Here is a 23,417-nt window from a genome sequence, read left to right as displayed (position 1 = left end):
CCTCGGTCGACGTGGGGTCGTTAAGGCGGCGTCAGTAGACGCGCGCCTTCGGCGGGAACACCTCGACCTCGTTGGTCAGCGTCGTCATATGCACCGGGCGATAGTCGAAGGCGACCTCGCCCTCGTCCGAGCAGTAGGCGACGGTGTGCTTCATCCAGTCCTTGTCGTCGCGGTCCGGATAATCCTCGCGGGCATGCGCGCCACGGCTTTCAGGCCGGTTGGCGGCACCGGCGATGGTGACCAGCGCCTGACCCAGAAGGTTGTCCAGCTCCAGCGTCTCGACCAGATCCGAGTTCCAGACCAGCGAGCGGTCGGTGACACGGAGGTTGTCGCGCTGGGCGTAGATCTTGTGCATCTCGGCCAGACCTTCCTCCAGCACCTCACCGGTGCGGAAGACGGCGCAGTTGTTCTGCATGGTCCGCTGCATCTCGTCGCGGAGTTCCGCGGTCGAGACGGTGCCGTTGGCATGGCGCAGCTTGTCGAAGCGGGCGATCGCCCGTTCCGAGGCATCGGCGCCGATCGCCTTGTGCGGCTGGCCGGGGGTGACGATCTCGGCGGCGCGGATCGCCGCCGCGCGGCCGAACACGACCAGATCGAGCAGCGAATTCGATCCCAGGCGGTTGGCGCCGTGCACCGACACGCAGGCCGCCTCGCCGATCGCCATCAGGCCCGGCACCACCTCGTCCGGATTGCCGGGGGTGGGGCGGACAACTTCGGTGCGGTAATTGGTCGGGATGCCGCCCATGTTGTAATGGACGGTCGGCAGCACCGGGATCGGCTCCTTGGTCACGTCGACACCGGCGAACACCTTCGCGGTTTCGGCGATGCCCGGCAGGCGCTGATGGATGATCTCGGGATCGAGATGTTCCAGGTGCAGATGGATGTGGTCGTTGCGCTTGCCGACGCCCCGACCCTCGCGGATCTCGATGGTCATCGCACGGCTGACGACGTCGCGTGAGGCAAGATCCTTGGCCGACGGCGCATAGCGCTCCATGAAGCGCTCACCGTTGGAGTTGGTGAGATAGCCGCCCTCGCCGCGCACGCCTTCGGTGATCAGGCAGCCGGCGCCGTAGATGCCGGTCGGGTGGAACTGCACGAACTCCATGTCCTGCAGCGGCAGGCCGGCGCGCAGCACCATCGCATTGCCGTCACCCGTGCAGGTATGGGCCGAGGTGCAGGAGAAATAGGCCCGGCCGTAGCCGCCGGTGGCGATCACGACCAGATGCGAGCGGAAACGGTGCAGGACGCCGGTCGCCAGGTCCCAGCTCATCACGCCGCGGCAGGCGCCCTCGTCGTCCATGATCAGGTCGAGCGCGAAGTGCTCGATGAAGAACTCGGCGTCGTTCTTCAGGGCCTGCTGGTAGAGGGTGTGCAGGATGGCATGGCCGGTACGGTCCGCGGCGGCGCAGGTGCGCTGGGCGCGGCCCTGGCCGTAGCGGGTGGTCATGCCGCCGAAGGGGCGCTGGTAGATCTTGCCCTCTTCGGTGCGCGAGAACGGCACGCCGAAATGCTCAAGCTCGATGATCGCCGGGATCGCTTCGCGGCACATGTACTCGATGGCGTCCTGGTCGCCCAGCCAGTCCGACCCCTTGACGGTGTCGTACATGTGCCAGCGCCAGTCATCCTCGCCCATGTTGCCGAGCGCGGCCGAGATGCCGCCCTGCGCCGCCACGGTGTGGCTGCGGGTGGGGAACACCTTGGTGATGCAGGCGGTCTTCAGACCCTTCGCGGCCATGCCCATGGTCGCACGCAGACCGGCGCCGCCGGCGCCGACGACCACGATGTCGTATTCATGGTCGATGATCTTGTAAGCCGTGGTCATTTCGCGTTCAGCCTCCGAAGGCGAGCTTCAGCACCGAGACGACGCAGGCGATGCCGACGATGACCACCGCGAAGGTCATGGCGGTCAGCGACGCGATCTTGCACGCCTCGTTGTGCACGTAATCCTCGATGACGACCTGCAGGCCCAGTTTCGCGTGCCAGAACAGGCTGACCAGGAAAGCGATCATCAGTGCGGCGGAGACCGGCGAGGACATCCAGTCCACCATCTCCAGCCGGCCGGCGCCCAGATGCGCGATCACCGAAATCACGAACCACAGGGTCAACGGCACCATGGCCATGGCGGTCACCCGCTGGAGCCACCAGTGCTGGACACCTTCTTTAGCCGAGCCCAGCCCGCGAACGCGGGCGAGGGGATTGCGCAAGCTCATCTTGATCGTCCTCGAACCAGCCGCAGTTTCTGCAGTCTTTTCTCGCCCATCAGACCGACAGGCCGATGATCCAGGCCAGCAGGGTCAGGCCGCCCGCGGCGACCAGGACGATGCGGCCCATCTTCTCGGCCTGCTTGACGTCGAAGCCATAGCCTGCGTCCCAGACCAGGTGCCGGATGCCGTTCGCCATGTGGTAGAACAGCGCCAGGCTCCAGCCGAACATCAGCAGCATGCCGAACCACGAGCCGAGAAAGCCCTGCACGGTTTCGAAGGACTCAGCGCCCGTTGCAGCGGCGATCAGCCACCAGGCGAGCAGCAGGGTGCCGACGCTCAGCGCCACGCCGGTGGCGCGGTGCGAGATCGACATGAGCGCCGTCAGCGGCAGGCGGTAGACCTGCAGATGCGGCGAAAGCGGTCGGTTGTCGGTCTTGGCCATGGGCTTCTAGAACCTGCACTCCAGGGGCTCGTCCCGGCATGGCGAAGGTACCTCGCCGGGCGGCTCAACGTTTACGGCTTGAAAACGCACGCCTTTCGTCACGCCGTACTGAATAGGCCCACCCGCCGCCCAAGTCAACGAAAGCCCGGCGAAAGTCGCACCCCCCGCGCCGGGTGCCGGCACAGGGGGATCGGACCGGACGCCCGATGGTAGAGGGCGGTGGCGCTGTTCAGCCGCGGCGCGGCACCAGCACGGTGTAATCTAGGTCGAGAACGACGTCGGCAAGATATTTGCCGTCGGCATCTTTGAGAGGAAAGTCGGCGGCCGCCCGATTCTTGATAGCAATGAGACGCAGTCGCAACGCACCGAGATCGGTCCGGCCCGGCAGCGGGTCGGCCGAGATCACTTCCGACCAGGCATGGATCGTGTCGCCGGCGAAAGTGGGGTTGGCATGGGCACCGGCATTGATCGCCGCCACCCGGACCACATTGGCGAGGCCGTTGAACGACAGCGCCCGGGCCAGGCTGATGACATGGCCGCCATAGATCAGCCGCCGGCCGAAGCGGTTGCCGTTGGCTTCCAGCTGGTTGAAATGGACCTTGGCGGTGTTCTGATAGAGGCGCGTCGCGATCTGATGCTCGGCCTCTTCGATGGTCATGCCGTCGACATGGTCGATACGCTCGCCGGGTGTGTAGTCTTCGAAGGCGTGCGGTTCACCCGACAGAGCGAAATCGAAGCCACGGCTATCGAGCCCGGCCGGCACCACCAGATCGGCCGGATCGACGGCCTTGGGCAGATCGGCCGGCGGGCAGTCATGAGTGGCCGAGACGTCGGTGCCGGGGGCGCGGCGCTTCACCATCACCCAGCGGACATAATCCAGCACCATCTCGCCCCGCTGATTGCGCCCGGTGGAGCGCACCCAGACCACGCCGGTCTGGCCGTTACCGTTGGGCTTGAGGCCGATGACCGTGGAGCGGGTGGAAAGCGTGTCGCCGGCGAAGACCGGTACGCCGAAACGGCCGCCGGCATAGCCCAGATTGGCGACCGCGTTCAGTGAGACATCGGGGACGGTCTTGCCGAAGACGACATGGAAGACGAGCAGATCGTCGATCGGCGCGCCGGCAAGCCCCAGGCTGCGGGCGAATTCCGCCGAGGCATTCACCGCGAACCGGGTGCCGTAAAGTGCCGTATAGAGCGACTGGTCGCCCTCGGTCACCGTGCGCGGGGTGGCATGGACGATTTCCTCACCCAGGGTGAAGTCTTCGAAGAAGCGGCCGGGATTGGTCTTCTGTGCCATCGGTTCCGCCTCAGCCCAGGGTCTTGATCTGCTCTGCCATGTCGAGCAGGCGGCGCGCGCCGACCACGTGCAGGTTCTCGACCAGCTTGCCGTCGACCACGACCACGCCCTTGCCCTCGGCAACGGCGGCCTGATGGGCGGCGATGATCTTCTCCGCCTTGGCGATATCGGCCTCCGACGGACCGAAGGCCTCGTTGGCGGCGGCCAGCTGCTTCGGATGGATCAGGGTCTTGCCGTCCATGCCGAGTTCCGCACCCTGGCGGCAGACGCGGGCGAAGCCGTCTTCGTCGTCCAGATCCAGATGCACGCCGTCCATGATCGCGAGGTCGAAGGCACGGGCGGCCAGGATGCACAGCGACAGGCTGGCGAGGAAGGGCAGGCGCTCAGGGGTATGGGCGCAGTGCAGATCCTTGGCCAGATCCGAGGTGCCGAGCACCAGGCCGGCGAGGCGCGGGGTGGCGCCGGCGACTTCCTCGGCCCGGAGGATGGCGAGCGGGGTCTCCATCATCACCCAGAGCTTCAGATCGTCGGGTGCGCCGGCATCACGCAGCACGGCTTCCGCCTGGCGCACGCCCTCGGCACCATCGACCTTGGGGACCAGCACGCCATGGGCGCCGCTCTTCGCCGCGGCGACCAGATCGGCATGGCCCCAGGGGGTGGTGAGCGCATTGACGCGCATGATCAGCTCACGATTGCCATAGCCGCCCTCGGCCAGTGCCGCCACGACATTGGCACGGGCGGCATCCTTCGCATCCGGCGCGCAGCTGTCTTCCAGATCCAGGATCAGCGCATCGGCCGCGAGGGTCCGGGCCTTGTCGAGGGCGCGGGTATTGGCACCCGGCATATAGAGCATGCTGCGGCGGGGACGATTGGTCTTGGCCATGTCGGGCTTCCGTGGCTGGGGTGAGTGGCGGGAAGGAATGCGTGGCAGGAAGGGGCATCCGGCCATGACCTTGCTCCCGCGGCCCCGGATCCACGGGCAGGGATCCGTGCGGCGGGACGGGAAGAAGGCCCGGCCGGCTCGCGCGCGACTATAAACCACCTTGTGCCGCTGCGAAAGCATTGCGCAGATCTGTTCTGCGGCGCAACAAAGTTGCCGACCCGCGCCTGCAGGGGCCGCAGGGCCGGGCTGCACGGATGCGTGGCGCGCAGGGGTTGAAGCCCGCGCCCCGGCCGTGCAAGCATCCAGGTCCGCGGCGCCCGCAATCCAGGGCCGCCGCCGGAAGCCGGTCGCCACCCCCGACTTCCGTCTCCCGCCCCTGATCCCCCCTCTATGTCCGGCGCGGCCCAGGCTTTGCCGTATGCGTTGCCGGACCCTGCGTTTTGGGAGTACCGCCGATGACTGTCCTCAGCATCCAGTCACGGGTGAGCTTCGGCCATGTCGGCAATTGTGCCGCCACCCTGCCGCTTGAACGGCTGGGCCAGGAGGTCTGCCCGATCGACACGGTGCGGTTCAGCAGCAATCCCCGCTATCCCGGCTGGCGCGGCACCGTGGTCGACGAGACCGAGATGCGCGGTATCATCGAGGGGCTGGACGCCCTGCCCGAAGAGGCCGGCGGCGGACTCGGCTTCGTGCGCGCCGTGCTGACCGGCTATTTCGGCAGCGCCGGCCAGGTGGCCGTGGCGGCGGAGGCGGTCGATCGGGTCCGCCGGCGGGTGCCGGGGGCTTTCTATCTGTTCGACCCGGTGATCGGCGATTATCCGGGCGGGCGTTATGTCCAGCCGGGCGTGGCCGAGGCGATGGTCGAGCATCTGCTGCCCCGTGCCAATCTGGTGGTCCCCAATCATTTCGAACTCGATCACCTGACCGGCCGCCATACGCGCACCCGCGCCGAGGTGATCGAGGCGCTGGACCGGCTGGCCTCCATGGGGCCCGACATGGTGGTCGCGACCTCGGTCAAGGTCGCCGAGACGGCGGCGGGATCGGTGGAGGTGATCGCAGTCGGCCGCGCCGGCCGCTTCCGGATCGAGACCCCGCTGGTGCCGGTCCATTTCTCGGGCACCGGCGACATGTTCTCGGCCGTGCTGCTCGCCGACTGGCTGACCCATCGCGACCTCGGCCGTGCCATCCGCCGGGCGGTCGTCGCCACCTGGGCGGTGGTCGAGGAAAGCCGGAAGCTGGGCGGGCCGGAACTGGCCCTGGTGGCGGCGCAGGAGGCGATGCTGGCCGCCGATTACCGCACCGTCGAGATCCACCCGCTCTGATATCAGCCGTCGCGCTGCCAGCCGTCCAGGATCACCGCGGTCGAGACCGACTTGACCGCGGTGTGCCGGGCCAGGTGGTCGCGCAAGCCGTCGAGGGCAGCCACCGACAGGCAGTGGACGATGACGACCAGGTCGGGCGTGCCGGTCACCGCCCAGGCGGCGCGGCATTCCGGGCGCTGGCGGATGGTGGCGAGCAGGCCGCGATGGCTGCCGGTGCGGGCGACGATGGAGAACAGGGCGTCGATGCCGCGATCTGCGATGGCGGCTGCCGGCAGGGCGGTTTCGACCGTGAAGCGGCGGATGACCCCCTGCGCCTGCAGGCGATCGATCCGACGGCGGATGGCGGGACGCGAGGTGCCGATCAGGGCGGCCAGCGTGCTGATGCTGCGGCGGGCGTCTTCGCGCAGCAGGTCGATCAGCTGCAGATCGGTCTCGCTCAGGGACAGCTCCGGCGCGTCGCGGCGCCGGCCGGGTGAGGCCTGGTCCTGAGACATGATCATGGGTTCCGGTGCGGATGCGTGCCCCCTGGTTATTGCCCAGGGGTTTCATTATGGTTTGGTGTGTTCAATTTGAACTCTGGTCTGGCGAGCAATGCAACGTTTAAGTGTGCAGTGACTGCGGTCGCAACTTACGGCTTCGAAATCGACGGAGGGATATCGATTTGCGAAGCCTGCGACCGCACCCCCGCCATCGCCAGTCATGGGAAGACATCATGTTCGACACGGGACCGATGTCCGCTGCACCCGCGCCTTATCTGTCGCGCGACGATCTTGCCGGCCGGCTGCCTGCGGGCAGCTGGCAGCGGGTGGTGTATGACGAATTCGCCGCCACCATCTCCAGCCCGGTCCGGCCTTTCCCCTGCGTCTTCGGGGTGAAGGGATTCGAGACCGACCAGCTGCGCTATCTGTTCATCGACGACGAGGCGGCGGATCCGGACGGGCCGGCCGCCGACCGGCTGGCCGCGGCACTCGGCCGCTTCGTGGCCGAGGCGCGCAGTTTCGGACCCCATGCCTCTCTGGTCGCCTTCTTCCGCCCCGGCCGCGTGGCGGGGATCGAGGAGTACCGGGCGCGGATGTGGGGGCTGCTGGCGGCGCTGGCCCGGCGCGATGCGGCACCATGGCCGGCGGAGATACCGGCCGGCACCGACGAGCCGCTCTGGGAGTTCTGCTTCGCGGGGGAGCCGGTCTTCGTGGTCTGCAACACCCCGGCCCATATCGCCCGCCAGAGCCGGCGGTCGAGCACTTTCATGCTCACCTTCCAGCCGCGCTGGGTGTTCGACAAAATCCTGGGGACGGAACAGGCCGCGGCGATGTCCTTCGCCAAGGTGCGGCGACGGCTGGTCGCCTTCGACATGCTGCCGGCCTCACCCGATCTCGGTCGTTATGGGGCGCCCGAGACCCGCGAACATCGCCAGTATTTCCTGGACGACGCCAACCGGCCGGCGCCCGCCTGCCCGTTCGCGCGGCTCAGGGATGCCGATGCGGAGGTGGTCTGAGCCATGGTCGAGATCCTGACCCGCCACCTGACCCCGCCGGCCCTGCCGGACCTGATCCGGGCCCTGATGCCGGAACAGGGCGCCGTCGAGGTACAGCGCGACCAGCCGGGCAAGGAGCATGCCTGGCACGCTCATCCGGTCGATGAGACCCTGGTCATTCTGGAAGGCAGTCTGCGGTTCTATTGGGCTGCGGAGCCCGGGACCACGGAAACCGTCTGCCGCCAGGGCGACGTGATCCGCCTGCCGGCCGGCATCCGCCACGGCTCCGTGGCGCTGGAGGGGGGCGCGGTCTATCTGATCGCGCCGCAGATCGTTGCCCTGGCCGGCAAGACCGCCGCCGCAGGCCATGACAGAGAGGGAGGAGGGACGGCATGAGCGAAGGCGGCCGCGAACTCGCGCGCAATCTGGGCCCGCTCAAAGGGGCGGCGGTGATGCTCAACATCGTGCTGGGGGCGGGGCTGCTGATCCTGCCGGGCCTGGCGGTGCGGCAGGCGGGTGATCATGCCCTGCTCGCCTGGGGGATCTGTGCACTTGCAGCCCTGCCACTGCTTGCGGTGTTCGTGATCCTGGGCCGGCGGTTTCCGGATGCGGGCGGCATCGGCCATTTTGCCGCCCGCGCCTTCGGCTCCGCCTGGGCGCCGGCCTCGTCGTTCATCCTCCTCGGAGCGGTGGCGATCGGTCTGCCGTCCATCGCGCTGACCGGCGGCTACTACGCTGCGGAGGCCGTGGGCGGCAGCCCGCATCTTTGGGCGGCGGGGCTGGTGGTGGCCGGGCTGGGTGTGAACCTGCTGTCGGCGGCGGGGGCTGCCCGGGTGAACCAGGCGATGGCGGCTGTGCTGCTGGTGCTGCTGGGGGCGATCGCGGTGACGGGTGCGGTACTGGTGCCGGAAGCCGCCACCCCCCTGCCGTTGCTGCCGGATCGGATCGACTGGGGCCTGGCCCTGGCACCGTTCATGATGATCTTCTTCGCCTTCACGGGATGGGAAATCGCTTCCAATCTGTCGGAGGAATTCCGTGACCCGGCCCGCGATTTTCCGCGGGCCATGGCACTGTCTTTCGTGGTGGCGGTGGTGCTCTATCTGGTGATGGCCTGGATCGCACAGACCCGCGATCTCGGCGGCCGGTTCGAAACCCCGTTCGCAGCCATCATGGACGGCCGGTTCGGGCCCGCCGGCGGGCGGGCGGTGGCCGCGGTCGTGACCGTGATGATCCTGGCCAATCTGGCGGCTGCCATCTGGGGTGTCTCGCGGATGATCTTCGCCCTTGCCCGGGCCGGTACCCTGCCGCGGGCGCTGGCGGGGTTGCGCGGCGATCAGCCGGTCAGGGCGGCCGGCGTGCTTGTCGTGGTGCTGCTGGCGGTGATCGCCGCCGACGCGGCCGGCTTCAGCCGCGTCGACGTGCTGCTCGGCATTGCCGGACAGAATTTCCTGATCCTCTACGGCGTTGCTGCGGCAGCCCTGTTCCGGCTGTCCGAGGCTCCGGGCATCCGGCTGCTTGCGGCCGCCTGTGTGGTTCTGGTCGCAGGCCTCGCCCTGGCCCAGGGCGGATCGGTGATCTATCCGCTGGTGCTGGCGGCCCTGGGTCTTGCCGTTCATCGCCGCCGGTCCCTGCATGCCGCCTAGCCTTTCATCAGGGCGGTCTCACGGATGTCGTGGGAGATGCGCATCGAACAGAATTTCGGCCCGCACATCGAACAGAACCGGGCTGATTTATGGGCGGCGGCCGGCAGGGTTTCATCATGCAGGCGCCGGGCCGTGTCGGGGTCGAGAGACAGGTTGAACTGGTCCTCCCAGCGGAAATCGAACCGGGCGCGAGAGAGGGCGTCGTCGCGCAGCCGGGCGGCCGGATGGCCTTTGGCCAGATCGGCCGCATGGGCAGCGATACGATAGGTCACCACGCCGGTGCGAACGTCTTCCCGGTCTGGCAGGCCCAGATGCTCTTTCGGCGTCACGTAGCAGAGCATGGCCGTGCCGAACCAGCCGATCATCGCGGCCCCGATGCCCGAGGTGATGTGGTCATAGCCGGGGGCGATGTCGGTGACCAGCGGGCCCAGGGTGTAGAAAGGGGCATCCCCGCAGAGCGCCATCTGCCGGTCGACATTCTCGCGGATCCTGTGCATCGGCACATGGCCGGGCCCTTCGACCATCACCTGGCAGTCGCGGGCGCGGGCGATGCGGGTGAGCTCGCCCAGGGTTTCGAGTTCGGCGAACTGGGCGGCATCATTGGCGTCGGCCACCGATCCGGGGCGCAACCCGTCGCCCAGCGAGAACGACACGTCATAGGCCCGGGCGATCTCGCAGATCTCGTCGAAATGGCTGTAGAGGAAATTCTCCGCCCGATGGTACTGGCACCAGCGGGCCATGATCGAGCCGCCGCGGCTGACGATCCCGGTCACCCGTCCGGTGGTGAGGGGGATATGGGCCGCCCTGACCCCGGCATGGATGGTGAAATAGTCCACGCCCTGTTCGGCCTGTTCGATCAGCGTGTCGCGATAGACCGGCCAGTCGAGCGCTTCGGCGATACCACCCACCTTTTCCAGCGCCTGGTAGAGCGGCACCGTGCCGATCGGCACCGGGCTGTTGCGCAGGATCCATTCCCGGATGCCGTGGATGTCGCGGCCGGTGGACAGATCCATAACCGTATCGGCCCCCCAGCGCGTGGCCCAGACCATCTTCTCGACCTCGTCGGCCATCGAGGAGGTGACGGCGGAATTGCCGATATTGGCGTTCACTTTCACCAGAAAATTCCGGCCGATGATCATCGGCTCGATCTCTGGATGATTGATGTTGGCAGGAATGATGGCGCGGCCGGAGGCGATTTCCTCCCGCACGAAATCCGGGGTGATATGACCATCCTCGCGGCCGAGATTTTCCCGGATGGCGACGAACTCCATCTCCGGTGTCACGACGCCGGCGCGGGCATAGGCGAGCTGCGTGGCGGCCCGCCCCGCCCTGGCACGGAGCGGCCGGTGGCGGATCGGGAAGCCCGGCATCCGGCAGCGGCCGGGTGACGGGGCATCCGGAGCGGGAATCGGGGCACCCGGGATCGTCTCGACATCGCCGCGTGCCAGAATCCAGGGGCTGCGGATCCGGGGCAGGCCCTCTTCCAGCCGGGGGGGCCGGTCGGGATCGGTATAGGGTCCTGAGGCGTCGTAGATCGGAAGCGGCGGCTCGCCGGCGGCGGGATCGAGCCGGACATCGCGCAGCGGCACCCGGATCTCCGGATGCAGACGTCCCGGCACATAGCGCTTCTGCGAGGCGGGCAGCGGGCCCATGGTCACCATGGGCGTATCGATCGGGTCGGCGGCGATCTCGGGGCGGTCGGTCGATGGCATGCGTGAGGCTCCACATCATCAGAGTGGAGACCCAGTTCGCGGACGGACGGGTGGGGGCTGCTCCGGAACGCGCTCGGGCAAAGGCCGAGACGACCGGGCCCGGGCGCCTTGCCGGGACATCCGGGCGGAGACGCGTACACCATCCCTACGCCAGTATGAACTGGATCAGGTTCGGCGGGTCTCTGCGCTGCGACGGCCTCAAGGGCTTCTGCCAGCAGACTCTCAGCCCCTTGTCGGGACTCCCCGGGTGAAGGCCTCTATTAGCTCAGCCGAAGATCGGCTCGTCAACCATGGGTTTGCAGCAGGTCAGACGAAGCCTGGTCCGTGTACCCAGGCGACGAAGCTGTAACGGCAACCGCGGGTGACCGGGGTGACCTCGTGAATGACATAGGAAGGAAAGGCAATTGCCGTACCACGGCGCCGGGGGCCGCTGATCGGCACGGCCTGGGGTTCCAGGATCAGGTCGCCGCCGTCGTAATCCTCGGGCGCCGAGAGCTGGATCGAGATGCCGAGCTTGCGGCGCCGGGCGCGCGGGCCTTCGCCGCGGTCGACATGGCGGATATAGCCGCCGGCGATCTCGGCATCATAGCGGGCGATCTGGAAGGCTTCATCGAAGCCGTCGAGCGCGAAGCCGAAACGGGTGCGGTTGAAGAGGGCGGTAACCTCGGCCATCCGCCGGTCGACCACGGCCGTCAGCTCGGGGTCGGGGCTGCTGTCGGCATCGAACCATAACACCCGCGACCGGCGGATGCCGGCCGATTGTACGCCCTTGACCAGGGAGGCATTGTGGCCGCCCCCGGCATCGAAGGCGGCGATCAGGGCGTCGCAGAGTGCGTCGTCGAAGACGCCGTCGAGGGCCGCGAAACCGGCGGGGCGCAGACCGCTTGCCGGATAGACGGCCTCGTCGCGGAGCGGGGCCGGCCGGAAGGCCGGCGAAGGAAGTTCGAAACGGTCGGCCGGCCCCATATGGATCTCCGGATCAGGCCTCGGATGTGCTGCCGAGGCGGGGGGTGAGGTGGTCGCGGAGCAGGGCCTCGGCAATCTCGACCGCGGTCAGCGCCTGGCCACGATGCAGGTTGTCGGCGACGATCCAGAGATCGAGCGCGCGCGCATCGCTCCGATCCGACAGCAGGCGCGAGACATAAACCGGCGCCTCGCCGACGATCTCGACCGGGGTGGTGGCGGCATCCTGGTCGGCCTCGCCGCCCGGTGCCGGAGCGGTGACCGCCAGATCGCGGTCGTCATGCAGCGCCGTCCAGGCCGCGGCCGGGTCGATCTCGCGCTCGAAGGTGACGGAGAGCGCGATGCTGTCGCCGATGAAAACCGGTACCTGTGCGGTGACGATGCGGGCGGCGATGGCGGGGCCGAGCAGAGCGCCGATCGCGCCGGCGATCTCGTGCTCTTCCCGCGTGCGGCCGGTGGCGGCATCATCGGCCTCGGCGCCGATCACGTTGAAGGCGATCTGCTTCGGAAACTGCTCAGGGTCGCGACGGTTGCCGATGAAGATGTCCTTGGTCTGGGCGAACAATTCGTCCATCGCGGCCTTGCCTGCGCCCGAGGCCGATTGCAGCACCGTGGCGGAGAGCGCGGCAACCGGTACCAGCGCATGCAGCGGCTTCAAGGCCATCGCGATCGCGACCGCGGCGGCTGGCGGGCAGGCGACGGCACGGTGGCGACTCCAGGCCCTGAGCGCGCGCGGGTTCACCGGCATCAGCGCCTGGGGCACGCCGTCGATGCTGCGATAGGCGCCGGTCATGTCGACCACCACGGCACCCGCGGCAGCGGCGCGCGGGCCGTGCACCCTGGCAATCGCCGGCAGGCCGGCGAAAATCGCCACCGCGACACCTGCGAAATCAAAATCGGCGAGCTTCACGAGCGGCACTTCATGGTCGTCGCCATAGGTGAGGGCGTCGCCGCGCTGAACCTCGGTCTCCAGCGCGCGGACCCGTTCCACACCGGTTCCGCGGGCCGCCAGAACCTGCAGCACCTCGCGTCCGGCGGCACCGGCGGCACCGATCACCGCGATCACATCGGCCATGACGTCTTCCTTCGATGTCGTCTGGAAAGGGCGGGGGCACCGTTCGTGGCGCCGTTGCCCCGTCGCTGAGGGGGCGGCCGGAACGGCATTGCGCCCGCCGGACACCAGCGGAAGCCGCCGATGCCTTGCGGGCGCAACATAAGGACGAAGCCCTGCCGATGGAAGGGCTCCGCCGGAATGTCGTCGTAAAGATCGTTTCGGCAAGGGCCGGTCGGGGGCCGGGGCGTGGTGCCTCAGCCGAGCTTCGCCAGCTCCTCGACGATCGCCTCGCCCATGGCCTGGGTCGAGACCAGGGTCATGCCGGGCTGCATGATGTCGCCGGTGCGCAGGCCACGCGCCAGCACGTTGCGGACCGCCTGCTCGACCTGATTCGCCGCCTCGTCGAGGTCGAAGGAATAGCGCAGCATCATGGCGAAGCTGAGCACGGTGGCGAGCGGGTTGGCGATGCCCTGGCCGGCGATGTCGGGGGCCGAACCATGCACCGGCTCGTAGAGGGCGCGGCGGCGGCCGGTCTCGTCGGGATCGCCCAGCGAGGCCGAGGGCAGCATGCCGAGCGAGCCGGTCAGCATCGCGGCTTCGTCCGACAGGATGTCGCCGAAGATGTTGCCGGTCACGATGACGTCGAACTGCTTCGGATTGCGGACCAGCTGCATGGCCGCATTGTCGACATACATGTGGCTGAGCTGGATGTCCTCATAGCCCTCGCCATGGAGCTTGATGACCTCTTCGCGCCACATCTCGGTGGTCTCGACCACATTGGCCTTGTCGACCGAGCAGACCTTCGAGCCGCGCTTGCGGGCCAGGTCGAAGGCGATCTTGGCCACCCGGCGGACTTCCGGCGAGGTATAGACCATAGTGTTGATGCCGCGGCGGGTGCCGTCGGGCAGCGTCTCGACACCGCGGGGCGTGCCGAAATAGAGGTCGCCGGTCAGCTCGCGGATGATCAGGATGTCGAGACCCGCCACCACCTCACGCTTCAGCGTCGAGGCGTCCGCCAGTTCGTCGAACACGATCGCCGGGCGCAGGTTCGCGTAGAGCTGCATTTCCTTGCGCAGCTTCAGCAGGCCGCGCTCGGGGCGGATCTCGAAGGGCAGCGGCTCCCATTTCGGGCCGCCGACCGCACCCAGCAGCACCGCATCGGCGCCCATGGCGAGATCCAGGGTCTTGTCCGCCAGCGGCGTGCCGTAGGCGTCGATGGCGGCGCCGCCGACCAGATCTTCCTCGATGTCGAAGGAGAGCCCGCGGGCCTTCTCGAACCAGCCGATGATGCGGCGAACCTCGCCCATCACTTCGGGGCCGATGCCGTCACCCGGCAGGATCAGCAGCTTCTTGTTGGCGGCCATGTGTCGCGTCCGTCTTTCTGTCTCGAATGGGGGCGATCGTCTGGGGAGCGGTCGTCGCATCGAAGACGGCCGCGGCCGGGTCTTGCCTCCCCGCCGCGGCCATCTTCAAGGGTCGGATCAGCCGTTCAGCCGTCGGCGTAGAGCCAGGGCTGGGCGGCCTTCTGCTTCGCCTCGAAGGCGGTGATCCGGTCTTCCGAGGTCAGCGTGATGCCGATGTCGTCGAGGCCTTCCAGCAGGCAGTGACGGCGGAAACCGTCGATCTCGAAACGGATCGGCTCGCGGCCCTGAGCGCGGATCTCCTGCGCCGCCAGATCCACGGTCATCACCGCGGTCTCGGGGTTCTCGGCCAGCGGCATCAGGCTCTGCACCAGGGCCTCGTCCAGCTTGACCGGCAGGATGCCGTTCTTGAAGCAGTTGTTGTAGAAGATGTCGGCGAAGCTCGGCGCGATGATGCAGCGGATGCCGAAATCGAGCAGTGCCCAGGGAGCATGCTCACGGCTGGAGCCGCAGCCGAAATTGTCGCCGGCGAGCAGGATCTTCGCCTCGCGCCACGGCGCCTTGTTCAGCACGAAATCGCTCGTCTCGTTGCCGTCGCGATCATAGCGGACGTCGGAGAACAGGCCGACACCCAGGCCGGTGCGCTTGATGGTGGTCAGATACTGCTTCGGGATGATCAGGTCGGTGTCGATATTGACCCGCGGGAAGGACGCGGCGATGCCGGTCAGGGTCGTGAACTTGTCCATGGGATCAGGCTTTCGGCCGGAAGTTCTGGGAGCGGGGCTCAGAGGGCGCGCACATCGGCGAGCGTGCCGGAGATGGCAGCTGCGGCGGCCATCGACGGGCTCATCAGATGGGTGCGGCCACCGCGGCCCTGCCGGCCTTCGAAATTGCGGTTCGAGGTGGAGGCGCAACGCTCGCCCTCGCCCAGCCGGTCGGCATTCATGGCGAGGCACATGGAGCAGCCCGCCTCGCGCCATTCGAAACCGGCTTCGACGAAGATCTTGTCCAGGCCCTCGGCCTCGGCCTGCTTCTTGACCAGGCCCGAGCCGGGCACGACCAGCGCCTGCACGCCCTGGGCCACCTTGCGGCCGCGGGCGATGGCGGCCGCCTCGCGCAGATCCTCGATCCGGCCGTTGGTGCACGAGCCGATGAAGACCTTCTGCACCGGCACTGCGGCAAGCGGCGTGCCGGGCTCGAGGCCCATATAGCTCAGCGCCCGCTCCATGGCCGCGCGACGCATGGGGTCTGCAACCTCGGCCGGGTTCGGCACGGTGCCGGTGATCGGCGCCACGTCCTGCGGGCTGGTGCCCCAGGTCACCTGCGGCACGATGCTGGCGGCATCGATCGTGATCTCGGAGTCGAACACGGCGCCTTCGTCGGAGACCAGCGTCCGCCAATAGGCGGCGGCCTGCTCGAACAGCTCGCCCTTGGGCGACATCGGCCGGTCGCGCAGATAGTCGATGGTCTTCTCGTCGACGGCGACCAGGCCGGCACGGGCGCCCGCCTCGATCGACATGTTGCAGACCGTCATCCGGCCTTCCATCGACAGGCTGCGAATCGCCGAACCGGCATATTCGACCACGCGGCCGGTGGCGCCGCCGGTACCGATGCGGCCGATGATCGCAAGCACGATGTCCTTGGGGCCCACGCCCCGGGGCAGTTCGCCCTCGACATTGATCCGCATGGTCTTCGACGGCGACTGGACCAGGGTCTGGGTCGCCATCACATGCTCGACCTCGGAGGTGCCGATGCCGAAGGCCAGGGCACCGAAGGCGCCGTGGGTCGAGGTGTGGCTGTCGCCGCAGACGATGACCGTGCCGGGCAGGGTGAAGCCCTGCTCGGGGCCGATCACGTGCACGATGCCCTGACGGTCGTCCATGATCGGGAAATAGGGCACGGCGAAATGGGCGCAGTTCTCTTCCAGCGTCTCGACCTGGGTGCGCGAAACCGGATCCGCGATGCCCTGGGCCCGCTGCAGCGTCGGCACGTTGTGGTCGGCCACCGCCAGCAGCGCATCGAGGCGCCGCGGCTTGCGGCCGGCGACACGCAGACCTTCGAAGGCCTGCGGGCTCGTGACCTCGTGGATGAGCATGCGGTCGACATAGATCAGGGCCGAACCGTCCTCACGGCTCTCGACCAGGTGGCTCTCCCAGATCTTGTCGTACAGGGTACGTGGGGCGGACATCGGTTCCTCGTTCACGCTTGGGCGGTCAGCGGGCCGTCTTGACGGCGGCGATTTCCGCTGCGCGACAGATTGCGTCGCATCGGCTGCTTCGAGGGCAAGAATAATATGTCCCCGCGCCCTTGGGAAGCGGAAAGAAATGTTCAAATTCAAAGAGTTAGATGGTGGGGCTCCATTTTGGTATACCAATTGGGCATTCCGGCTCGCCGGTCTGTGCACGGTGAAGGGGCGGGGCGGGACGTCACAGCGGTGTCTGTGCAAACGAAAACCGCCGGCCTTCCCGAAGGAAGACCGGCGGCTCGAAGCCCTGCGGCTGCTGGTCCCGAAGGGATCAGCTGGCAGCCTGACCGCGGGTGTCGCGACGCTCGGCGATGCGGGCGGCCTTACCGGTCCGGCCACGCAGATAGTAGAGCTTCGCGCGACGCACGCGGCCACGGCGGACCACATCGATGCTCTCGATCAGCGGGCTGTAGAGCGGGAACACGCGCTCGACGCCCTCGCCATACGAGATCTTGCGGACGGTGAACGAGGCGTTCAGCGAGCCGCCCTTGCGGGCGATGCACACGCCCTCATAGGCCTGCACGCGCTCGCGGTTGCCCTCGACGACGCGCAGGTTCACGCGCACCGTGTCGCCCGGCTCGAAATCCGGCACGGCGCGGGCGGCGGTCAGCTGCGCGATCTGCTCCTGTTCGAGCTGCTGGATGATGTTCATCGCACCCTACCTCTTTCGACATCCGGCGGGCGGACCGGGCCGCCTGCCATCGCCATGTTGGGGGCCGCGCCCCGGGCGCAGGCCAGTTTCAAGTCAATGCTTTCCCGGATGATCCGGGAGGTCTTCCAGGTCTTCAGCTTCTTCCGGCGACCTTGGCCGATGTCCCGGAATCGGGGCCGGCAAGGCTGCGCGGCGTCAGGTCCCGCCGCCGCTGCCGCGGCGGCGCGCCTCACGCCGCGCCCACAGATCGGGCCGTCGCTCCCGCGTCACCGCCTCTGCCCGGTCCTGTCTCCAGGCCCGGATCCGTTCGTGGTGACCCGAGGTCAGAACCTCAGGCACCGCGCGCCCCTCCCAGACATCGGGACGGGTGTAATGCGGATATTCGAGCAGGTCGTCCTCGAAACTTTCCTCCGCCTGGGAGGCATGAGCTCCCATGACGCCCGGCAACAGGCGCACACAAGCGTCGATCATGACCAACGCTGCGAGTTCCCCACCGGAGAGGATAAAATCGCCGAGGCAGATCTCCTCGAACGGCCGGGCGTCAAGAAGGCGTTGATCCACGCCCTCGAACCGGCCGCACAGGACAATGACGCCGGGCCCGGCGGCCAGACGTCTGATCCGCGATTGGGTAAGCGGTTGCCCGCGCGGAGTCAAGTAAATCAAGGCGTGGCCGGGGCATTTTTCGATCGCGGCATCGATCGCGGGAGCCAGAACATCGGCCCTCATGACCATGCCGGGACCACCCCCGGACGGCGTGTCGTCGACCGCGCGATGCCGGCCGAGGCCGTAATCGCGCAGCTGCGTTACGCCAAGCGTCCAAAGCCCGCGGTCGAGCGCCCGGCCCGCCAGGGAATGCCCCAGCGGCCCGGGAAACATCTCGGGATAGAGGGTCAGGATTTCGGCCGACCAGGGAACCCCGGTTCCGGCGACCTCGCCCTCGTCCGCAGGTATTTCTGCCGCAGGGCCGCTCATTCGAGCCCCTCCGGCGGATCGATCACCATCCGCCCGGTCGCAACCGACACCTCGGGAACATAGTCACGGGTGAAGGGCAGCATCAGCGATGCCTTATCGCCCGGCCGGTCGATCTCGAGCACGTCGCCCGCGCCGAAATCATGGACGGCCCGTACCCGGCCCACCACGGCACCGGCCTGATCCACCACCTCCATACCGATCAGATCGGCATGGTACCAGGTCTCTTCGTCGTCCTCGATCGGCGGCAGGGCAGAGCGGGGGACATGGAGCCGGATGCCGGTGAGAGCGGCGGCGGCGTCGCGGTCGTCCACGCCCTCCACCTTCACCACCAGCCCCACCTTGTGGGGGCCGGTGATGCGGATGCGGAAGGCGCGGGTGCCGGTGCGGTCATAGAGGGGGCCGTAATCCGCCACCGCCTCGGGATCCTCGGTGAACGGGCGCAGACGCACCAGCCCGCGCACCCCCTGAGGGGCGGCAAACTCGGCGATGCAGACCAGTTCTGCCGGATCGACCGGGGCGGGCTGCGGCGGGGCAGCCCGGCCCCCGGCGGGACCGGCGGGACGTCCGGAACGGGACATGGATGAACGGCATTCCCTTTATGGATCAGGCCGGAAGATCCGGTCCGGATCAGGCCTCGGCGGCAGCGGCTTCGGCGGCGGCAGCGGCGGCGGCCGCTTCCTTCATGCGCTCCTGCGCCTTCGCCTTCGGCTTGCCCTTGGTCGGGTTGCTGCGGTCGACCTTGGCGATGATGCCGGCGGCGGCCAGGAAGCGGGCGACGCGGTCGGTCGGCTGGGCGCCGACGCCGACCCAGTACTGGGCGCGCTCGGTGTTCAGCACGACGCGGCTCGGATCGTCCTTGGCCGCCAGCGGGTTGTAGGTGCCGATCTTCTCGATGTAGGCGCCGTCACGGGCGTTGCGCGAATTGGCAACGACGATGCGGTAGACGGGGCTCTTCTTCGCACCGAGGCGGGTCAGGCGGATCTTCACGGACATCTGATTCGGGGTCCTGTTCCGGAGGTGGTGTCTTCTTTGGAGAGACGGGGATCAGTGGAAACGTGCGCGCAGTATCGAGACGGCCGCAGAGGCCGGGTCATCACATGCGCGGCAACAGGTTCTGCAGGCCGCCGCGCATCATGCCCTTCTTGCCGAGCTTGCCGACCTGCTTCATCATCTTGGCCATATCCTGGTGCTGCTTGAGCAGCTTGTTCACGTCCTGGACGCTGCTGCCCGAGCCGGCCGCGATGCGCTTCTTGCGCGAGGCCTTGATGATCTCGGGATTGCGGCGTTCCTTCGGCGTCATCGACATGATGATCGCCTCCTGACGAACCAGGATCTTCTCGTCCAGCTTGGCCTCGTTCAGCTGGGCTTTCATCTTGGCGACACCCGGCAGCATGCCGAGCATGCCTTTCATGCCGCCCATCTTGCGCAGCTGGCGCAACTGCTTGGCCATGTCGTCGAGGTCGAAGCCCGTGCCCTTCTGGATCTTGGCGGCGAGCTTTTCGGCCTCTTCGCGATCAATGGTCTCGGCCGCTTTTTCCACCAGCGAGACCACGTCACCCATGCCGAGGATGCGCGACGCGATACGCTCGGGGTGGAAGGTCTCAAGCTGGTCGAGCTTTTCGCCCTGGCCCAGCAGCTTGATCGGCTTGCCGGTCACCGAGCGCATGGCCAGCGCCGCACCGCCGCGGGCGTCGCCGTCGACGCGGGTCAGCGCGATGCCGGTCAGACCGACCCGGTCCTGAAAGGTCTTGGCAATGGTCACCGCGTCCTGGCCGGTCATGGCGTCGGCGACCAGGATGGTTTCGTGCGGGCGGGCCTTCGACTTGACCGCCGCGACCTCGTCCATCAGCACATCGTCGATGTGCAGCCGGCCGGCGGTGTCGAGGATGACGACGTCATAGCCTTCCCGGGCCGCGATCTTCATCGCGCGCTCGGCAATGGCGACCGGCTTTTCGCCGAAGACGATCGGCAGGCTGCCGACCTCGGCCTGCTTCGCCAGCACTTCCAGCTGCTGCTGCGCCGCCGGACGGTAGACGTCGAGCGAGGCGAGCAGGACGCGCTTCTTGTCGCGCAGCCGGAACCGGCGGGCGAGCTTGGCGGAGGTGGTGGTCTTGCCCGAGCCCTGCAGGCCGACCATCATGATCGCGACCGGCGCGGGTGCGTTCAGGTCGACCTCGACCGCATCGCCGCCCAGCATCTCCGTCAGGTGGTCGTGGACGATCTTGATGACCATCTGCGCGGGATTGATACCGCGCAGCACCTCCTGGCCGACGGCGCGTTCGCGCACGGCAGAGATGAAGTCCTTGACGACGGGGAGGGCAACGTCGGCTTCCAGCAGCGCGATGCGCACTTCGCGCAGCGCCGCGGTCACGTCGGCTTCGGTCAGCGCACCACGGCGCTTCAGGCGGTCGAAGACCTCGCCGAGCCGGCCGGTCAGATTCTCGAACATCGTATCGGTTTCCGTCTCGCTCGGAGCGGGCCTGCGACGATCGCCGGCCTCTGATGCTCCCATCGGCGGGGACACATGCCTTCGTCGCCGAAGGTCTGTATCGCCCGACCGGGCGGGCGCCGGCCGGCCCCCGGCATCGGCGCCCGTTTCGGGTCGTGATGCTGAAGATCGATCGGCGTGACGTTCCGCACAAGGGCAATGGCGACGGAATGTCGCCCGCCTTCGCGCGAAGATCAGGCTTGTGACTCAGTCCGGGGGTGCTTGTCAAGCCGCTGCCGCAAGGCGGCCATTGCCGCGGCCGCGCCGACAGGCTAGAACCCGCGGATGTGCATGACGATCCGCCATGGCGCCGGCCCGGGATCCCGCAGCTGTCGGGCCCCCGAAACCGGCGGAACCGGTGCCCCGGCGCCGGTGGTCCGCCTCGCGAGCGAGGCGGAGACGGAGGCCTTTGCCCGGAGCCTCGCCCCCGTGATGGCTGCGGGCGGCATGGTCCTGCTCGACGGCGATCTGGGCGCCGGCAAGACCGCATTTTCGCGTGCGCTGATCCGCGCCCTTGCCGGTGCCGCGATCGAGGTGCCGAGCCCCACCTTCACGCTCGTCCAGCAGTATGACCTGCCGGACATTCAGGTCGTCCATGCCGATCTCTACCGGATCGAGGATCCGGACGAGATCGACGAGCTGGGGCTGTGGGAGGCTGCGGAAGACGGGCTCGCATTGATCGAATGGCCCGATCGCGCCGGCGGCCGGCTCGATCCGGGCGCGCTCCGCCTGTCGATCACCATTGCGCCCGACGGCGCCCGGCTGGTGACGCTCCACCCCTCGGGCGACTGGACGGCCCGGCTTGGCCACCTTACCTCTGGGAACCCGGCCACGCCCGGTTCACCGCCACGGACATGCTCATGACCGATACCCCTTCCGCAGCCCCGGTCCCGACCGATGCCCGCGATCTCGATCGCGCCCGCTTCGTCGCCCGTGCCGGCTGGCGCGGTGCCGAACGCACGGTGCTGGCGGGCGATGCCTCGTTCCGGCGCTATGACCGGCTGAAGCTCGATCGCCAGACCGCCGTGCTGATGGACGCGCCGCCGCCGCATGAAGATGTGCGCCCCTTCCTGAAGGTGGCGGCACATCTGAAAGCGATGGGATATGCCGCGCCAACCATCCTGGCGGCCGACCCCGAGACCGGCTTCGTGCTGCAGGAGGATCTGGGCGACGATCTGGTCCGGGTGGTGCTGGACCGCGACCCGACGCTTGAGACGGCGATCTATGCGGCTGCGGTCGACTTGCTGGCCGATCTTCATGATCGCCCGGGGGCGGCGGCGCTGGATGTGCCGGTCTACGACGCGGCGACGCTCGAACGCGAGGCGCTGCTGCTGATCGACTGGTACTGGCCGCTGGCGCTTGGCCGGGGGGCGACCGCGACCGAACGCGCGGGCTTTCTCGACCGGCTGAGACCGCTGATCGACCAGGTGGCGCGGCCCGAGGTTCTGGTGCTGCGCGATTATCATGCCGAAAATCTGCTGTGGATGCCGGCCCGGCGCGGCTTGTCGCGGGTAGGGCTGATCGACTTCCAGGACGCGCTGATCGGCCATCCCGGCTATGATCTGGTTTCGCTGCTGGAGGATGCCCGCCGCGACGTCGCACCGGATCTGGCCGAGGCGATGGTGGAGCGCTATCTGCGCCGCAGGCGGGATGCTCTGGACGGCGACGCGTTCCGCACTGAACTGGCCATTCTGGGTGCCCAGCGCAACATGAAGATCGCCGGCATCTTCGCAAGGCTGCATCTGCGCGACGGCAAGCCGCGCTACCTGAACTACCAGCCGCGGGTCTGGGGGCTGATCGAACGGGATCTCGTGCATCCCGCCCTGCACGATCTGGCCGATTGGCTGGACGAGGCCCTGCCCTGGGATGCCCGCGGCTGCACCGGGCCGCGCGACCGGAACGCGGCCGGTACGACGACCACCGAAGGAGATCCCGCATGACCACGACCGATCCCACCCGCTTTGCCGGCGCACCCCGGACGGCCATGGTGCTGGCGGCAGGGCTCGGCACCCGCATGCGGCCCCTGACTGAAACCCGCCCCAAGCCGCTGGTGGAGGTGGCCGACCGGCCCCTGATCGACTGGACGCTGGACCGGCTGACCGAGACCGGTGTCCGCCGGATCGTGGTGAACACTCACCATTATGCCGATCAGGTGCGTGCCCATCTGGACGCGGTACGTCCGCGGCTGCCGGCCGGGGTCGAGCTGCTGGAAAGCCACGAGGACGACCTGCTGGAAACCGGCGGCGGCGTGGCGAAGGCGCTGCCGCTGCTGGGCGATGCGCCCTTCTTCGTCAGCAATGCCGATCAGCTGCTTCTGAACGGCCCGACGCCCGCGGCCGAGGTGCTGGCCCGCGCCTTCGATCCCGAGCGGATGGACGCACTGCTGCTGCTGGTGCCGATGCCCTATGCGCTGAGCGTCGGCGGCACCGGTGATTTCGTGATGGACCAGACCGGACGTCTGCGTCGTCGGCGCGAGCGCGAGGTCGCCCCCTTCCTCTATTCCGGTCTGCAGATCCTGAGCCCGGCGCTGTTCAAGGATGCGCCCGCGGGAAAATTCTCGCTGAACCTGCTGTTCGATCGGGCGATCGAGCGCGAGCGGCTATACGGCGTGGTCCATGACGGCGCCTTCGTCGCGGTGGGTACGCCCGACGCGGTCCGGCTGGCCGACCGGGTGGTCCGCGGTCGGTACGACCGGATCGGCTGAG

General features: G+C 68.1%; 22 protein-coding genes, 2 pseudogenes and 1 riboswitch. Of the genes and pseudogenes, 7 read left to right on the top strand and 17 right to left on the bottom strand.

Translation table 11 applies throughout. The features are described 5' to 3' along the window. Positions 1-31: 31 nt before the first annotated feature. The 5 genes from sdhA to P7L68_RS26410 all read right to left on the bottom strand — a co-directional run bounded on the left by sdhA (position 32) and on the right by P7L68_RS26410 (position 4,826). Positions 32-1,822 carry a succinate dehydrogenase flavoprotein subunit gene (gene sdhA / locus P7L68_RS26430; RefSeq protein ID WP_372002767.1) on the bottom strand — a complete coding sequence of 597 codons (1,791 nt, stop codon included), beginning with the start codon at positions 1,820-1,822 and terminating at the stop codon, positions 32-34. Between the two features lie 7 nt (positions 1,823-1,829). Further along, entirely contained in the window at positions 1,830-2,210 is a 381-nt protein-coding gene (sdhD, locus tag P7L68_RS26425) for a succinate dehydrogenase, hydrophobic membrane anchor protein (protein WP_014746789.1), read from the bottom strand. Between the two features lie 49 nt (positions 2,211-2,259). Then, entirely contained in the window at positions 2,260-2,646 is a 387-nt protein-coding gene (gene sdhC, locus P7L68_RS26420; protein ID WP_372002766.1) for a succinate dehydrogenase, cytochrome b556 subunit, read from the bottom strand. A 229-nt stretch (positions 2,647-2,875) separates the two neighbouring features. Next, positions 2,876-3,943 (bottom strand): MaoC family dehydratase, encoded by a 1,068-nt coding sequence (locus P7L68_RS26415; RefSeq protein ID WP_372002765.1) that lies wholly within the window; start codon positions 3,941-3,943, stop codon positions 2,876-2,878. Positions 3,944-3,953: 10 nt separating this feature from the next. Beyond that, a complete protein-coding gene (locus P7L68_RS26410) occupies positions 3,954-4,826 on the bottom strand; it encodes a CoA ester lyase (RefSeq protein ID WP_372002764.1) in 873 nt (290 codons plus the stop codon). 455 nt (positions 4,827-5,281) lie between these two features. Here P7L68_RS26410 and pdxY point away from each other — a divergent pair, with 455 nt between their 5' ends. Further along, the gene (gene pdxY, locus P7L68_RS26405; RefSeq protein ID WP_372002763.1) at positions 5,282-6,148 is read left to right on the top strand and encodes a pyridoxal kinase; all 867 of its coding nucleotides are present in this window, start codon (positions 5,282-5,284) and stop codon (positions 6,146-6,148) included. 2 nt (positions 6,149-6,150) lie between these two features. On the opposite strand, the gene P7L68_RS26400 is transcribed toward pdxY, so the two are convergent. Beyond that, a complete protein-coding gene (locus P7L68_RS26400) occupies positions 6,151-6,642 on the bottom strand; it encodes an Lrp/AsnC family transcriptional regulator (RefSeq protein WP_372002762.1) in 492 nt (163 codons plus the stop codon). 236 nt (positions 6,643-6,878) lie between these two features. Between P7L68_RS26400 and P7L68_RS26395 the strand changes: the two genes are divergently transcribed. From P7L68_RS26395 to P7L68_RS26385, 3 genes are read left to right on the top strand one after another with little or no spacing between them, the layout of a single operon-like run. Continuing rightward, positions 6,879-7,643, top strand: a complete 765-nt coding sequence (locus P7L68_RS26395; protein ID WP_372002761.1) for a YqcI/YcgG family protein — start codon at positions 6,879-6,881, stop codon at positions 7,641-7,643. Positions 7,644-7,646: 3 nt separating this feature from the next. Then, positions 7,647-8,018 carry a cupin domain-containing protein gene (locus P7L68_RS26390; RefSeq protein ID WP_372002760.1) on the top strand — a complete coding sequence of 124 codons (372 nt, stop codon included), beginning with the start codon at positions 7,647-7,649 and terminating at the stop codon, positions 8,016-8,018. Then, a complete protein-coding gene (locus P7L68_RS26385; protein ID WP_372002759.1) occupies positions 8,015-9,265 on the top strand; it encodes an APC family permease in 1,251 nt (416 codons plus the stop codon). Before P7L68_RS26390 ends, P7L68_RS26385 begins: the two co-directional genes overlap by 4 nt. Here the strand turns inward: P7L68_RS26385 and thiC are convergent. The 11 genes and pseudogenes from thiC to ffh form a co-directional block, all read right to left on the bottom strand. Continuing rightward, positions 9,265-10,977: pseudogene (thiC, locus tag P7L68_RS26380) on the bottom strand (phosphomethylpyrimidine synthase ThiC); the annotation flags it as partial. The gene P7L68_RS26385 and the pseudogene thiC sit on opposite strands and share 1 nt — an antisense overlap. Before the next feature lie 124 nt (positions 10,978-11,101). Then, positions 11,102-11,233, bottom strand: a riboswitch (TPP riboswitch). 50 nt (positions 11,234-11,283) lie between these two features. Beyond that, complete coding sequence (locus P7L68_RS26375) at positions 11,284-11,943, bottom strand: 2OG-Fe(II) oxygenase (RefSeq protein WP_372002758.1); 660 nt, start codon at positions 11,941-11,943, stop codon at positions 11,284-11,286. 13 nt (positions 11,944-11,956) lie between these two features. Then, positions 11,957-13,015, bottom strand: a complete 1,059-nt coding sequence (locus P7L68_RS26370) for an Asd/ArgC dimerization domain-containing protein (protein WP_372002757.1) — start codon at positions 13,013-13,015, stop codon at positions 11,957-11,959. Between the two features lie 233 nt (positions 13,016-13,248). Continuing rightward, positions 13,249-14,358, bottom strand: coding sequence for a 3-isopropylmalate dehydrogenase (leuB, locus tag P7L68_RS26365; protein WP_372002756.1), 1,110 nt, complete (start codon positions 14,356-14,358; stop codon positions 13,249-13,251). 125 nt (positions 14,359-14,483) lie between these two features. Continuing rightward, positions 14,484-15,101, bottom strand: coding sequence for a 3-isopropylmalate dehydratase small subunit (gene leuD, locus P7L68_RS26360; protein WP_372002755.1), 618 nt, complete (start codon positions 15,099-15,101; stop codon positions 14,484-14,486). A gap of 38 nt (positions 15,102-15,139) precedes the next feature. Further along, complete coding sequence (gene leuC / locus P7L68_RS26355; RefSeq protein ID WP_372002754.1) at positions 15,140-16,543, bottom strand: 3-isopropylmalate dehydratase large subunit; 1,404 nt, start codon at positions 16,541-16,543, stop codon at positions 15,140-15,142. 340 nt (positions 16,544-16,883) lie between these two features. Further along, positions 16,884-17,252 (bottom strand): annotated as a pseudogene (gene rplS, locus P7L68_RS26350) (50S ribosomal protein L19); the annotation flags it as partial. Between the two features lie 195 nt (positions 17,253-17,447). Further along, positions 17,448-18,224: a tRNA (guanosine(37)-N1)-methyltransferase TrmD gene (trmD, locus tag P7L68_RS26345; protein ID WP_372002753.1), complete on the bottom strand. Its 777-nt coding sequence runs from the start codon at positions 18,222-18,224 to the stop codon at positions 17,448-17,450. After that, positions 18,221-18,802, bottom strand: coding sequence for a ribosome maturation factor RimM (rimM, locus tag P7L68_RS26340; RefSeq protein WP_372002752.1), 582 nt, complete (start codon positions 18,800-18,802; stop codon positions 18,221-18,223). The genes trmD and rimM overlap by 4 nt, the downstream gene beginning before the upstream one ends. A gap of 49 nt (positions 18,803-18,851) precedes the next feature. Then, positions 18,852-19,217, bottom strand: a complete 366-nt coding sequence (gene rpsP, locus P7L68_RS26335; protein ID WP_062770510.1) for a 30S ribosomal protein S16 — start codon at positions 19,215-19,217, stop codon at positions 18,852-18,854. A gap of 100 nt (positions 19,218-19,317) precedes the next feature. Further along, positions 19,318-20,673 carry a signal recognition particle protein gene (gene ffh / locus P7L68_RS26330; protein WP_062770512.1) on the bottom strand — a complete coding sequence of 452 codons (1,356 nt, stop codon included), beginning with the start codon at positions 20,671-20,673 and terminating at the stop codon, positions 19,318-19,320. Positions 20,674-21,003: 330 nt separating this feature from the next. Here ffh and tsaE point away from each other — a divergent pair, with 330 nt between their 5' ends. The 3 genes from tsaE to P7L68_RS26315 are packed head-to-tail and all read left to right on the top strand — an operon-like array spanning position 21,004 to position 23,416. After that, positions 21,004-21,576: a tRNA (adenosine(37)-N6)-threonylcarbamoyltransferase complex ATPase subunit type 1 TsaE gene (gene tsaE, locus P7L68_RS26325; RefSeq protein WP_372002751.1), complete on the top strand. Its 573-nt coding sequence runs from the start codon at positions 21,004-21,006 to the stop codon at positions 21,574-21,576. After that, entirely contained in the window at positions 21,573-22,652 is a 1,080-nt protein-coding gene (locus P7L68_RS26320; RefSeq protein ID WP_372002750.1) for an aminoglycoside phosphotransferase family protein, read from the top strand. The genes tsaE and P7L68_RS26320 overlap by 4 nt, the downstream gene beginning before the upstream one ends. Then, positions 22,649-23,416 carry a nucleotidyltransferase family protein gene (locus P7L68_RS26315; protein ID WP_372002749.1) on the top strand — a complete coding sequence of 256 codons (768 nt, stop codon included), beginning with the start codon at positions 22,649-22,651 and terminating at the stop codon, positions 23,414-23,416. The genes P7L68_RS26320 and P7L68_RS26315 overlap by 4 nt, the downstream gene beginning before the upstream one ends. The last annotated feature ends 1 nt before the right edge of the window (position 23,417 follow it).

This window comes from Tistrella mobilis (assembly GCF_041468085.1).
GTDB classification, from domain to species: domain Bacteria; phylum Pseudomonadota; class Alphaproteobacteria; order Tistrellales; family Tistrellaceae; genus Tistrella; species Tistrella mobilis_A.
This window is presented reverse-complemented; position numbering and strand designations above follow the sequence as displayed.